The sequence below is a fragment of the Parashewanella sp. 2304DJ23-3 genome, assembly GCF_056591695.1.
In genome coordinates this window covers 980561-994266 of sequence record NZ_JBWQOH010000001.1, presented here as the reverse complement: position 1 = coordinate 994266, position 13706 = coordinate 980561, and the positions used below count along the sequence as shown (strand labels likewise).

Annotated in this window: 10 protein-coding genes; 8 read left to right on the top strand and 2 right to left on the bottom strand. The window is 40.6% G+C overall.

Translation table 11 applies throughout. The features are described 5' to 3' along the window. Window positions 1-106 precede the first annotated feature (106 nt). Window positions 107-1168, bottom strand: a complete 1062-nt coding sequence (gene lptG, locus AC1EU2_RS04385) for an LPS export ABC transporter permease LptG (RefSeq protein ID WP_480296773.1) — start codon at window positions 1166-1168, stop codon at window positions 107-109. Continuing rightward, window positions 1165-2277 carry an LPS export ABC transporter permease LptF gene (lptF, locus tag AC1EU2_RS04380; RefSeq protein WP_480296772.1) on the bottom strand — a complete coding sequence of 371 codons (1113 nt, stop codon included), beginning with the start codon at window positions 2275-2277 and terminating at the stop codon, window positions 1165-1167. Before lptF ends, lptG begins: the two co-directional genes overlap by 4 nt. 207 nt (window positions 2278-2484) lie before the next feature. Between lptF and pepA the strand changes: the two genes are divergently transcribed. The 8 genes from pepA to AC1EU2_RS04340 all read left to right on the top strand — a co-directional run bounded on the left by pepA (window position 2485) and on the right by AC1EU2_RS04340 (window position 13704). Continuing rightward, entirely contained in the window at window positions 2485-3993 is a 1509-nt protein-coding gene (pepA, locus tag AC1EU2_RS04375) for a leucyl aminopeptidase (protein WP_480296771.1), read from the top strand. A 67-nt stretch (window positions 3994-4060) separates the two neighbouring features. Further along, window positions 4061-4516 (top strand): DNA polymerase III subunit chi, encoded by a 456-nt coding sequence (locus AC1EU2_RS04370; RefSeq protein WP_480296770.1) that lies wholly within the window; start codon window positions 4061-4063, stop codon window positions 4514-4516. Window positions 4517-4528: 12 nt separating this feature from the next. Continuing rightward, a complete protein-coding gene (locus AC1EU2_RS04365) occupies window positions 4529-7387 on the top strand; it encodes a valine--tRNA ligase (RefSeq protein ID WP_480296769.1) in 2859 nt (952 codons plus the stop codon). A gap of 170 nt (window positions 7388-7557) precedes the next feature. Continuing rightward, window positions 7558-8463 carry a bile acid:sodium symporter family protein gene (locus AC1EU2_RS04360; protein WP_480296768.1) on the top strand — a complete coding sequence of 302 codons (906 nt, stop codon included), beginning with the start codon at window positions 7558-7560 and terminating at the stop codon, window positions 8461-8463. Window positions 8464-8640: 177 nt separating this feature from the next. Then, window positions 8641-10056, top strand: a complete 1416-nt coding sequence (locus AC1EU2_RS04355; RefSeq protein WP_480296767.1) for a hypothetical protein — start codon at window positions 8641-8643, stop codon at window positions 10054-10056. Between the two features lie 205 nt (window positions 10057-10261). After that, on the top strand, window positions 10262-11803 hold the full coding sequence (locus AC1EU2_RS04350; RefSeq protein WP_480296766.1) for an MFS transporter: 1542 nt from the start codon (window positions 10262-10264) through the stop codon (window positions 11801-11803). Window positions 11804-11896: 93 nt separating this feature from the next. Beyond that, complete coding sequence (gene tsaE / locus AC1EU2_RS04345) at window positions 11897-12355, top strand: tRNA (adenosine(37)-N6)-threonylcarbamoyltransferase complex ATPase subunit type 1 TsaE (protein WP_480296765.1); 459 nt, start codon at window positions 11897-11899, stop codon at window positions 12353-12355. A gap of 26 nt (window positions 12356-12381) precedes the next feature. Next, complete coding sequence (locus tag AC1EU2_RS04340) at window positions 12382-13704, top strand: N-acetylmuramoyl-L-alanine amidase (protein ID WP_480296764.1); 1323 nt, start codon at window positions 12382-12384, stop codon at window positions 13702-13704. Window positions 13705-13706: the final 2 nt, after the last annotated feature.

Sequence of the window (13706 nt, the reverse complement as noted above, 5' to 3'; positions counted from 1 at the left end):
CGATTAGTAGAAGTAGGTAGGTGACTTAAAACTATGGATTTATTTTTGTGCAGTGGATCAAAGCTGCAATGTTAGCTGGTTAACATTGCAGCAAATAATAATAACGTTATTGTTTACGTATTAGATACACTGCAATACAGGTAAATAACAAACTTGGCGCCACTGCACCGATGATCGGCGGTAGTTGATAGACAATAACGACAGGACCAAAAATTTGATTACTGATATAGAAGCTGAAACCTGCGATTACACCAAACAATACTCTTGCCCCCATTGTTACCGTTCGCAACGGGCCAAAGATAAATGACAGCGCAACGAGCAGCATCACCGCAACAGAAATGGGTTGCATGATTTTAGACCATAGGGCAAGTTCATAGCGGCTTGGGTCTTGTTTATTCACTTTCAAATATTCAAGATAATCCAAAAGTCCCTCAATCGATAAAGACTTAGGCTCAACGGATACGATGCTGAGTTTGTCTGGCGTTAATGTGGACTTCCATTCGTATTCGAAGGAAAGTTTTTTCGTCACCTTAGTTGGCGTAATTGAGGTTTGGGTAACATCGTGCATTTTCCAGCTACCATCAATAAAGTCCGCATTTTTAGCGAAAACCAAATTAGTTAACTGTTGTTGATCGTCGAAATGGTACAAGGTGACATTACTGATACGATTAACGTCGTTTACTTGGCCAATATTGACAAACAGGTCACCATCTTTCGCCCATACACCTTGGCGAGATTTAATTAAACTTCCGCCTGATACTTTAATCGCTTTGTGTTCGTTGGCTTTTTGCTCGGCAATTGGGGCACCCCATTCACTAAGCGCCATGACGAGCAACATTAATGGAATCGCTGTTTTTAGTGTGGAAATACTGATATCCAGCTTTGACATACCTGACGCTTGCATTACTACAAGCTCAGAGTTGGATGCCAACATGCCTAAACCAATCAACCCTCCAAGCAACACTGCCATTGGAAAGAACATCTCAATATCACGAGGCACCAGATACAACACATACAGCCCTGCATCAACAATAGTGTATGTGCCGCGGCCAACAACTCTAAGCTGATCGACCCATTTAATAATACTTGAAAGGCCAGTCAAGACGAGTAAACATAACGCTGATGAACTCACTAATACTCGGGCAATATAAAGATCAATTATCTTCATTTTTTCGCCCTCTTTTGTTTAATAAACCCAGCAAATTTCGCACCTGTTGGTCTTTCCTTTCCGAGTAACAGCATACCCATGATAAAGGCCGATAGGTGTATCCACCACATTCCTAAATAGGAAGGAAATACTTCATCAGCAATGGCCTTTTTACCTGCAACAAGCATCCCGAAATAGCCTAAATACAGTAATATCGCTGGGAACATTTTGGCAAACTTTCCTTGGCGTACATTTACTCGAGACATTGGAACAGCGATGAGAGTCATCATTAAAATGGCAATCGGAATCGCAATACGCCAATGGAATTCAGCAGCGGCTTCTGGGCCCGGTGTACTTATCAATTGAGCCGTAGGCATCGCATTAAGTTTTCGGCGACGAGCCTCAACTTCTTGATCTTTGATTTGCATCTGGTAACCACCAAAGTGGATAACCTGATAGTCTAAAGTATCTGGTTTCAATTGATAGCGAGTACCACCTTCTAAATTAAGCTGCTGCTCACCATCTTTTTCTTCAACGACCTTACCGTGTTTAGCGACAACGATATTGGTTTCACCACTGACGTCATCTTCATCAGGCAGTTGAGCAACAAAGACATTTGATAAGTTGCCTTGTTTGTTTTTATCTTCAACAAACAATACTGCACGACCGTTAGGACTTTTTTGGAATCGACCTTCAATGACGGCAGAAATACCAGCCTCAGCTTTCGCTTTTTCTCGAAGAACATTTTGTTGTTCTTCTGCCCAAGGTGAGACGTAAAGTGAGATGGTTGCCGTAGCAATCATATTGATGAGCGCAAGAATGAGGGTGACACGTGTAACGTACCACTCGCTGATGCCAACGCTATGAAAAATCACCATCTCGTTTTCTGCGTACATGCGACCATGAGCGAGCAAGATGCCCAAGAATAAACTTAAGGGCACAATGAGCATGAGCAACTCAGGCAAATTGAGAGCAACAAAATTTAAGACTAATGTGCCAGAGAAATCACCATCTGAGGCATCACCGAGAAAACGCACGAAGTTTTGGCTAACAAAAATGGTAAGAAGAACGGTTAAAACCGCTGCTTGAGCCTTAAAAACTTCTTTAACTAAATATCTAAATACAATCACTGGGTATTAGACTCTATTGTTGTTGTCTTTTTTCTGGAATACGAATAAGTTTCATGTAAACTGTCTGCTTTCAGAGCTTTTATTATCTATTGATGTCATTTTTACAGAGAAATTCAATTTAAACTGTAATACTAGCCCAATAAGCGGTGCAGATTTGACATTATCTTATAAATAAAAATATTTGTCTTTAAGAATCTAGGAGTGCTCATGGAGTTTAGCGTAAAGAGCGGTAGTCCAGAGAAACAGCGTTCAGCATGTATTGTTGTCGGTGTTTATGAACCTCGTCGTTTATCTGGTATCGCTGAGCAACTTGATAAAATCAGTGAAGGTTACATCAGTAACATTCTTCGTAAGGGCGATTTAGAGGGTAAACCTGGTCAAATGCTACTTTTGCACCATGTACCTAATGTATTGAGCGAGCGAGTTTTGCTGGTAGGTTGCGGCAAAGAGCGTGAACTTGATGAGCGCCAATATAAGCAAATCATTGCTAAGACAATCAATACCTTGAATGAAACGGGTTCAATGGAAGCGGTATGCTTCTTATCCGAACTTCACGTTAAAGGTCGCGATATTTACTGGAAAGTACGTCAAGCAGTAGAAACGACCAATGACAGTTTATACAGTTTTGATGCACTTAAATCGTCAAAAGGTGAAACTCGTCGTCCATTACGTAAAATTGTATTTAATGTGCCAACACGTCGTGAATTGCCTTTTGGTGAACGTGCGATTGAGCATGGTAATGCAGTTTCTGATGGGATGCGTTTATGTCGTGATGTGGCAAACATGCCGCCAAACATCTGTAACCCAGCTTATCTTGCGTCACAGGCACGTCAAATGGCTGAGCAGTATGACAACTTAAACGTAACTACTGTCGGCGAAGAGCAAATGGCAGAGCTCGGTATGAATTCATATTTAGCCGTAGGGCGTGGCAGTGCCAACGAGTCCATCATGACGATAATGAAGTACCAAGGTGCTGAAAACGCTGATGATCAGCCAATCGTTCTTGTGGGTAAAGGTTTGACGTTTGACTCAGGCGGTATTTCATTGAAACCAGGCGAAGGCATGGATGAAATGAAGTACGACATGGGTGGTGCTGCAGGCGTTATCGGCACAATGAAGACTTTGTGTGAGATGAACCTACCCGTCAATGTAATTGGCGTTTTGGCAGGTTGTGAAAACATGCCTGGCAGTAATGCTTATCGTCCAGGTGATATTCTGACGACTATGTCAGGTCAAACCGTTGAAGTATTAAATACTGATGCTGAAGGACGTTTAGTTTTGTGTGATGCTCTAACCTACGTTGAGCGTTTTGACCCAGAACTTGTAATCGATACAGCAACTTTAACGGGCGCTTGTGTAATTGCATTAGGCAAACACGCTTCTGGTTTATTCTCATCGCATAATCCTCTGGCACACGAAATTTTAAATGCGGGTGATCAAAGTGGTGACCGTGCATGGCGTATGCCGTTGTGGGATGATTATCAAGAAATGCTAGAGAGTCCATTTGCAGACTTCACCAACCTAGGTGGTCGTCCTGCAGGTTCAATCACCGCAGCATGTTTCTTGTCTCGTTTTACTAAAAAGTACAACTGGGCGCATATTGATGTTGCTGGTTCTGCATGGAACAGTGGCAAGAATAAAGGTTCTACAGGTCGTCCTGTGCCAATTCTGTCACAATTCTTGTTGAATCGTTCAGGCGTCGAACAAGGCGAATAATGCTTCGCAGCAAGAGTAAATAGGCGAAGCATTAGCTTCGCCTTTTTGATCAGAAGAGGGAAAAAAAGTGCAAGGAACTTTCTACCTATTATCTCCAAATCAAAATTCAGCGCTCACAGCTGTGCATGAGTTAGCTTGCAAGTTAGCTGAATATCATTATCGACAAAACAATAAGGTGTACATACATTGTGGTAGTCGAACTGCAGCTTTTGATATTGATGAGACGCTTTGGCAATTTGACCCGAAATCTTTTGTTCCTCATAACCTTAAAGGTGAGGGATTAGAAGGCGGTTCGCCAGTCGAAATAGGCTTTGATCAAATTGGACCCAGCACAAATCGTCATCTTCTGATAAATCTTGCAGACCAAGCCCCCAGTTTTGCGGTAAACTTCGGGCAAATTATCGACTTTGTTGCCGCAGACGAAAAACTAAAAGCGATCGCAAGAGGTCGTTTTCGCCAGTATAAAGCAATGGGCGTGAAGCTAAACACTCACGACCTCGCTCAGCAACCTTTAAAAATTTAGTGACCAAATTCCATGGAAAAAACATACGATCCTCAGTCAATTGAACAATCGCTTTACCAAAACTGGGAAGAGCAAGGTTATTTCAAGCCTCACGGTGATACTAGCCAAGGCAATTACTCTATTATGATCCCGCCACCTAATGTGACAGGTAGCCTGCACATGGGACATGCATTCCAAGATACCATCATGGATACCCTGACGCGCTACCAGCGTATGAAAGGGAAAAATACCTTATGGCAAGTGGGTACTGATCACGCCGGTATTGCGACTCAAATGCTGGTTGAGCGCAAGCTTGAAGCTGAAGAAGGTAAATCTCGCCATGATATTGGCCGTGAAACCTTTATTGATAAAATCTGGGACTGGAAAAAGCAATCTGGTGGCACCATTACTAAGCAGCTTCGCCGCTTGGGTGCATCAGTAGATTGGGATCGTGAACGTTTCACCATGGATGAAGGTCTGTCTAAAGCGGTTCAAGAAGTGTTCGTAAGATTATACGAAGATGACTTAATTTATCGTGGTAAGCGCCTAGTAAACTGGGACCCAAAGCTGCACACGGCAATTTCAGACCTTGAAGTTGAAAACAAAGAAAAGCAAGGCTCAATGTGGCATCTTCGCTATCCACTTGCTGATGGTGAATTGACCGCAGACGGTAAAGATTATCTAGAAGTTGCAACCACTCGACCAGAAACGATGTTGGGTGACAGTGCCGTTGCGGTTCATCCTGATGATGAACGTTATCAAAATCTCGTTGGTAAATTTATTCTTCTACCAATTGTGAACCGTCGTATTCCTATAGTTGCTGATGATTATGTCGATATTGAGTTTGGTACCGGTTGTGTGAAAATCACGCCAGCTCATGATTTTAACGATTATGAAGTTGGTAAACGTCATCAAATGCCAATGTTCAACATCTTGACCATGGATGCGGCAATTCGTGAAACGGCAGAAGTCGTAAATACTGACGGCACAATCAATAATGAGATTGACGGTAGCTTACCTGAACGTTATGCGGGTATGGAACGTTTTGCCGCTCGTAAAGCCGTTGTTGCTGAATTTGAAACACTGGGCTTACTTGAGAAAATTGAACCGCATGGTTTAAAAGTACCGTATGGCGATCGTTCTGGCGTTGTTATCGAGCCATTATTGACTGACCAATGGTACGTTGCTGTTGCGCCTATGGCGAAAACTGCGATTGAAGCGGTTGAAAATGGTGACATCAAATTTGTACCACAACAATATGAGAACATGTATTTTTCTTGGATGCGTGACATTCAAGATTGGTGTATCTCACGTCAATTATGGTGGGGACACCGTATTCCTGCATGGTATGACGAGTCAGGTAAAGTTTACGTCGGTCGCAATGAAGCTGAAGCTCGTAAAAATAACAACCTTGATGATTCTGTCGTGCTTCGCCAAGATGATGATGTATTAGATACGTGGTTCAGTTCGGCATTGTGGACGTTCTCAACCCTAGGTTGGCCTGATAATTTAGAAGATTTAAAAACCTTTCACCCAACGGACGTGCTGGTAACTGGTTTTGACATCATCTTCTTCTGGGTAGCCCGCATGATCATGATGACTATGCATTTCATCAAAGATGAAGACGGTAAACCTCAGGTACCGTTCAAAACCGTTTATGTGACGGGTCTTATCCGTGATGAAGCGGGCAATAAGATGTCTAAGTCGAAAGGTAACGTGCTTGATCCTCTGGACATGATCGATGGTATCGATCTTGAGTCATTAGTGACGAAGCGTACGGGTAATATGATGCAGCCAAAACTGGCGGCAAAGATTGAAAAGAGCACTCGTAAAGAATTTGCTGAAGGCATTGAAGCGCACGGTACTGATGCACTTCGTTTCACTCTAGCTGCAATGGCATCGACAGGTCGTGATATCAACTGGGACATGAAACGTCTTGATGGTTACCGCAGTTTCTGTAACAAGATTTGGAATGCTTCACGTTATGTATTGATGAATACTGAAGGTGAAGATTGTGGTTTTGACGGCGGTGAGATGACATTCTCATTAGCTGACCGTTGGATCATGAGCTTGTTTAACAATACCGTGAAGACATTTGATGAACACATTGCTGCTTATCGCTTCGACTTAGCTGCAAACACGGTTTATGAGTTCACGTGGAATCAATTCTGTGACTGGTATTTAGAATTAACCAAGCCTGTATTGCAAAACGGCAGTGATGCTGAAAAGCGTGGAACACGTCATACCTTATTGACAGTACTTGAAGCCATGCAACGCTTGATGCACCCAATGATGCCGTATATCACTGAAACGATTTGGCAGCGTGTGAAGCCATTAGTAAAAGTGGAAGGCGACACCATCATGCAGGCAGCTTTCCCTGAATTTGACGCATCCAAAGTCGATGAACAGGCGATGGCGGATATAGAGTGGGTTAAACAAGTGATCGTTGCAGTGCGTAACATCCGTGCCGAACTTAACATTGCTCCGTCTAAGCCACTAAGTGCAATGCTGAAAAATGTGTCTGAGCAAGATAAAGCACGTTTAGAAGCAAACCAAGCTTTCTTTGCAACTCTGGCCAAACTTGAATCAATGACTGTGTTAGCAGATGACGAGCAAGCACCAATGTCAACGACCGCCTTGATTGGTGAGATGGAATTATTAATTCCAATGGCAGGTTTAGTTGATGTGGCTGCGGAAACTGCTCGTATCAATAAGCAACTTGAAAAACTAGAAAAAGAAGTTGGCCGTATTAAAGGTAAACTTTCTAACGAAGGTTTTGTTGCTAAAGCACCTGCTGCGGTTATCGATAAAGAGAAAGCGAAATTGGCTGATCTCGAGCGCGATATGGACAAGCTTAACGAGACGAAAGCTGAGTTTGCAAAACTGGCTTAAATAGATTTTAACCCAAGCTTGTCTCGAACTTTATATAAGGCGATCAAATTGATCGCCTTTATATTGTTCGAACACAAACACAAAGTCAGCTTCTTCTGCGCTACATCATTGCTTTTTATTTTGATGTTTTGTAATTTATCCAGCTCTCTGCTCTTACAGTAATAATTTCAATGATAGATTTCACATCAATGCTTCAAATCTTTTTACCTCTTGCTTTAGCATTGATGATGTTCGTGCTCGGGATGAATGTCAAAGTCGAAGATTTCAAGGGAGTACAACAACAACCTAAAGCATTTTTTTTAGGGGTTTCTCTTCAACTTTTATTACTGCCTGCTTTAGCGTGGTGCGTGATACTTGTTGCCAATTTGTTTATTGAAGTTCCTTTACTGATAAGCGTTGGATTAATTTTACTTGCAGCTTGTCCTGGTGGGGCAACATCAAATGTTATCAGCCAGTTGTCGGGTGGCAACAGTGCCTTATCTTTATCCATGACGGCTTTTGTAAGTTTAGTGATACCGTTCATCTTACCGAGTTTATTTATATTTCAAGTATCACTGCTTGGGTCGCAAGTTGATAGATTCTCAATTCCAATTTTACCTACAACGATGAAGCTGCTGCTAGTGACAGTACTGCCCGTATTACTAGGAATGACAACACAATATATTTCGAGTGAGTTTTGTGAGCGCTATAAGAACAGTGCAGAAGCGATTTCATCTTGGTTATTCGTTGTAATCGTTTGCCTGCTTATTAGCAATAATTTCTCAAAGTTGATCGAAGTCGGTGCGTTGATGGCTGCTCTTTGCTTGAGCCTATGCGTGCTTGCTATTGCGGTTACATTTTATATATCAAAAAAAGCTAATTTAGATAGAAGAGAAACTAAAACCTTACAAATTGAAGTTGGAATTCAGAATGCTGCAATGGGCATATATATCGCCAATGATCTTTTAAACTGGTCAGAGCTGGCCTTGATTTCATTGTGCTATGGGGTTTTGATGAATATACCTGCTTTTTATTTTGTTCTTCGCTATAAAAAATCAAAGCTAACTCAAACTAAAGTAAAAGCTCTAACTTTTTGATATTCATTAAAAATATATAGGAAACGTAAATTATAATTTATGTTTCTTTACACTTCTTTGCAATTGACATACAGTCGGAACTCAGTTCACTTATTCATAGAGTTGAATAAGACTCAAGTTTGCAAAGCTGAGTTTTTCATGGGGCGATTACTTAGCTTATAGATTTGGTATAAGTTTATGTCTGTATCACCTGTGTCTACTGAAATGGTAGGAGCTCAAAAAAATAGCTTACCAGCTTGGAGTAATTACCAAGGTGCAGATGTTGGCATGAAAAGTGTAGGAGCTGATCATAGTACTCGCCCGTTAACAACCAGATTAAAGCAGAGTTTAATTAACCTCTTCAATTACCTTCAATATAAACTTCATCCTTCTGACGTAAACAGCTGTAGATACGCTATTGGTAAACTGGCTTCTGCAAAAACAAATCAAGAGTTTGGAAAATACGCAGCAAAATTGAGTTGGTCACTGAGAAGTGCAAATTCAGTACAATTGATAGTAGAAGGACAAACTGTATCTGCAGGAAAAGAAATTGAAACGGAAGAATTTTTTACATGCCTGTTAGAAAAAAAGAAGATTACGTTAAAGTATGAAAATAACTCTATAACCTTTGAAGGTCCAGAAATTACAAATGGAAGAGTGTTTTTTGATAGTTATAATCAGCAAATAGCTGCCTTAAAGATTGCTGAAAAGCAAAGGCTGCTATTGAATGACAAACATAGTAAATCTTTTCATCCTGAAGTGTTAAAAGCCTCGAAGCCAGATTGTTACCCCAAATTGGAGAATCGTTTAGCGAGGGAGCATGCACCTAATGAAAAAGATCACTTAGAGACCAGTGAAGAGTTCTTAGAGCATGATGAAATTGGTTCATCAACATTGATTAAGTATGAAACAACTAGAGCTGTCGAAATAAGAAGACAGTTCATAACTAACGACTCTAGTGATGATGGTTATAGTTCCGTATCTTCCAGCTTTTCGTCTGAGAGTAACTTCTCACCTTCAGCTACTGATGAAACGAATCGCAGTGTACCAAGAGAAGATCATCAGTCCTTACCTTCCAGTTTATCGGCTGAAAGCAGCCTCTTACCGAAAGCGACTGATGAAAAGAGTCTCAGTATGCGAAGTCAAGGCTATCATTCACTACCTTCTAGTTTATTGCCTGAAAGTAGACCCTTACAGAGAGATACTGATGACAATAGTGTCAGTATGCAAAGTGCAGGTTATTCTTCAGGACATTCCTCTGAGCTACATAGAACTCAAATAAGTGATTACTTTCAATTGAGTGCGAAAGACCAGAAAGAAAATTGTGAAGCATCTGAAGTCTCTTCAGATTCATCTCTCAAATTAAAAACTAATGTAGTCAGTGTTGGTAAAGAGCCTTTTTCACGGACATTTGGTTTTGAACCTGTACCCTTCAGTTCGCTCGAAAGATTCGCAATACATGTTAATAAGGAATTTAAACAAGCTGTGCGAAATAGGCCTGAGGCCAAGACTGGAGAGTTGCCAGCTCCACCATCAGTACCTTTGCCAGCTCCGCCCATACATCCGAGGGATCTGTCTAGATTTAAAAATAGTCAAAAACTATTGGCTAAATAAATTTTCACGTTTGTGAGTCATTACATATAAATCTTTCCCTTCATCGTCCTCTGCTAGCCTTTTTCCCTAATTTCTGTAAAGTAACCGCTTTATGTATACAATTGCTGCAAATTTGTTAAAAAATAGATTGAATATGCTTTGAAACTGCTTGGTTTCTCGCATCTAAGTGGCAAGGGTAAATAACTATAAAAATAAGGAGCGGGATATGAGCAATAACAGCTCAGTTTCGGGAAACGATTTAACTGAAGTTAAACAGTTAGGCATGTGGGCTTCAATTGTCAGTTTAAGCTACGTATTCTGGCTTGTGGGTGGTATGGAGCTGGTTGAGCGTGTTGCTTATTATGGGGTAAAAGCCAGTGCTGGTCTTTATGCGAAATCTCCAGTTTCTGAAGGTGGACTAGGCATTAACTTAAGAGAATACAGTGATATTCTTCTTATTTGGGCATTAATGCAAACCTTTGTTCCTGTATTCACGGGTGGTATTTCTGACCGAGTGGGCTACAAAGAAACCATTTTCGCTTCGACCATTATCAAAATTTCTGGTTACATGGTCATGGCGTTTTTCCCAACTTATTGGGGTTTTTTCTTTGGTGCTATGCTGCTTGCGACCGGTACAGGTATATTTAAACCCGGTATTCAAGGTACATTAGTTTTATCTACTAATCGTAATAATACCTCAATGGCGTGGGGCATTTTCTACCAAATAGTAAATATTGGTGGCTTTATTGGGCCACTAGTAGCTGTTCATATGCGCCAGTTAGCATGGGAGAATGTGTTCTTTGCTTGTGCTGCTATTATCTCACTTAACTTCATCTTATTACTGACTTATAAAGAACCAGGTAAAGAAGAACGTTTAGCTCGTATGGACAAAGTTCGCAGTGGCGAAGTTAAACAAAAAGTGCTTTGGAAAGAAGCACTGCACGAACTTAAAAAGCCGATTGTCATTTATTACATGCTAGTGTTTTCTGGTTTTTGGTTTTTATTTAATGCGTTATTTGATGTTTTACCGATTCATATTTCAGAGTGGGTGGACACCAGCGTTATTGTTACCAGCTTATTTGGTGAAGGCGGAACATCAAGCAGCTTCTGGCAAACTGTTTTGGGTATGGACTTTGCTGGAACTAAAATCATGCCAGAGGGTATGATTAATATTAACGCTGCGTTGATCATGACGTGTTGCTTCTTAATTGCAGGATTAACAGCAAAGTATCGTGTGACATCAGCCATGTTAGCAGGGTGTCTGTTAAGTATTGCGGCGTTCCTTGTTATTGGCTATACCAATGCTGCTTGGATGATGGCGATTGCGATAGCTATGTTTTCTATCGGCGAGATGATGATCAGCCCAAAGAAAAACGAATTTATGGGTAATATTGCTCCTAAAGGCAAAAAAGCTATGTATTTAGGTTTCGTAATGCTTCCTCAAGGGATTGGGTGGAGTTTAGAAAGTCGTTACGCTCCTAGATTATATGAAGCGTTTGCATCAAAAGAGGTGTTTTCGCGTGAGCTATTGCTCGAAAGAGGAATGTCAGCATCCCAGGTTGATGCGATTCCTGAAGGTGAAGCATTTACCACAGCAGTACAATTTACCGGTGAAACAGCTCAATCTTTAACTCAATACTTATACCAAATTCATAATATTGGAGCTGCGTGGTACATCATTGCTGCTATTGGTTCAATTTCTGCCGTAGGTATTTATATTTATGGTAAATGGCTAATGAATATGCAGCGAGCACAACAAGCATCTTAGTTCGAAAATTTTTCTACTGAAAACCGAAGTTAAAAAGACTTCGGTTTTTTTTTCAGTATAATTAGCGCTAATTAAGTTGTCGTAAGTACTCAAATGAAACAATACTCTTTTTCTCTTGCAAATGAAGACGCTACCGTCGCATTTGGGAATAAACTGGCAAAAGTTGTTAAGCCGCCTTTGACGATATTTTTAGAGGGTGATTTAGGTGCAGGCAAAACGACTTTCTCACGCGGTTTAATCCAAGCATTAGGGCATCAAGGTGCAGTCAAAAGTCCTACATATACTTTGGTTGAACCATACGAAATGAATGATCTTAAAGTATTTCATTTCGACTTATATCGGTTGATGGACCCAGAAGAACTCGAATTTATGGGAATAAGAGACTATTTTTCAGACGATAGTTTGTGTATTGTGGAGTGGCCTGAACATGGTCAAGGTTTATTACCACAAGCCGATATACATATTGAGATTCAATATGTTGACTCAGGAAGAGAAGTTGTCATGGAAGCCAGAACACCGGTTGGTGAGGCATTGCTTAGTCATTTACAATAAAAGCCAATTAAAATAATACTAACTTTATGCCCAATATAGCCCTAATTAAAAGACTGCTTATAGTCTTTATTTTGTTACTGCCGATACATTCTGCATTTGCGAATACTTTGCAAGGTGTTCGTATTTGGGCTGCGCCTGATTCCACACGAATTGTTTTTGATTTAAGTGATAACCCTCAGTACAGTTATTTCTTCTTAGCGAAACCAGATCGACTTGTCGTTGATTTAAAGGGTTCGAAGTCAAAGTTGTCACTCTCCAAAATTAAAAATTCAAGCAAACTTATAAAACGAGTTCGTTACAGTAAAACCAGTAAAAAAAATACCTTAAGAGTTGTACTTGATCTCAATAAGGCTGTATCTGCAAAGGTTTTCTCTTTAAAACCAACAAAGCCTTATGGCGATCGTCTTGTTATTGACATTGAAGCTAAAGGTAAGTCTTCTTCTGTAAAAGTTGTAACGAAACCGAATAAAAAGCTCAGAGATATTATCATTGCCATCGATCCAGGACACGGTGGCGATGACCCTGGCTCTATTGGTCCAGCAGGAACTTATGAGAAAAAAGTCGTACTACAAATTGCTAAGCGCACTCAAGCGTTAATCAATAAAGTACCGGGAATGAAGGCGATTCTTACTCGAAGAGGTGACTATTTTGTCACTTTAAATGGGCGTACTGAAATTGCGAGGAAGAAAAAAGTAGACTTATTAGTATCGATTCATGCTGATGCTTTTACTACTCCTAAACCTCGCGGTGCGTCAGTGTGGTTAGTATCTAAACGTCGAGCTAAGTCAGAAATGGGACGTTGGTTGGAGCAGAAAGAGCGTCATTCTGAGCTATTAGGTGGTGCTGGAGATGCGATTGAAAATACAGATAGTGAGCAATATCTGGCAATGACGTTGATTGACATGGTTTCTGATAAATCGCTTGCGATAAGTCATCAAATTGCTGATGGAGTGCTTAGCCAAGTTGGTCGAGTAACCAAACTGCATAAACGTCACCCTGAGTCAGCGAGTTTTGGTGTATTAAAATCACCAGACATTCCATCTTTATTAGTTGAAACAGGCTTTATTTCAAATCCTCAAGAAGAGCGATTGTTACGTTCTACAAAGCATCAACAAAAACTGGCTAATGCTATAAAAACAGGTATTGTCTCTTATTTTAAAAAGCATGCACCTTCAGATACATTAATTGCCAATCAGAGTGCACCTAAAATTCATAAAGTCACGAAAGGGGATTCGTTAACCCGAATTGCTAGACGTTATAATGTATCTGTAGCTAAAATAAAAAAAGCGAATAACCTTAAATCTGATGTTGTTCGTTTAGGTCAGCGCTTAACCATTCCAAGAACTTAAAG

What these genes read in the sequence shown, in the direction of transcription:
- lptG (WP_480296773.1), bottom strand. Translation starts at nt 1,168, where the DNA reads ATGAAGATAATTGATCTTTATATTGCCCGAGTATTAGTGAGTTCATCA.
- AC1EU2_RS04350 (WP_480296766.1), top strand. Translation starts at nt 10,262, where the DNA reads ATGAGCAATAACAGCTCAGTTTCGGGAAACGATTTAACTGAAGTTAAA.
- AC1EU2_RS04340 (WP_480296764.1), top strand. Translation starts at nt 12,382, where the DNA reads ATGCCCAATATAGCCCTAATTAAAAGACTGCTTATAGTCTTTATTTTG.
- tsaE (WP_480296765.1), top strand. Translation starts at nt 11,897, where the DNA reads ATGAAACAATACTCTTTTTCTCTTGCAAATGAAGACGCTACCGTCGCA.
- AC1EU2_RS04355 (WP_480296767.1), top strand. Translation starts at nt 8,641, where the DNA reads ATGTCTGTATCACCTGTGTCTACTGAAATGGTAGGAGCTCAAAAAAAT.
- pepA (WP_480296771.1), top strand. Translation starts at nt 2,485, where the DNA reads ATGGAGTTTAGCGTAAAGAGCGGTAGTCCAGAGAAACAGCGTTCAGCA.
- AC1EU2_RS04360 (WP_480296768.1), top strand. Translation starts at nt 7,558, where the DNA reads ATGATAGATTTCACATCAATGCTTCAAATCTTTTTACCTCTTGCTTTA.
- AC1EU2_RS04365 (WP_480296769.1), top strand. Translation starts at nt 4,529, where the DNA reads ATGGAAAAAACATACGATCCTCAGTCAATTGAACAATCGCTTTACCAA.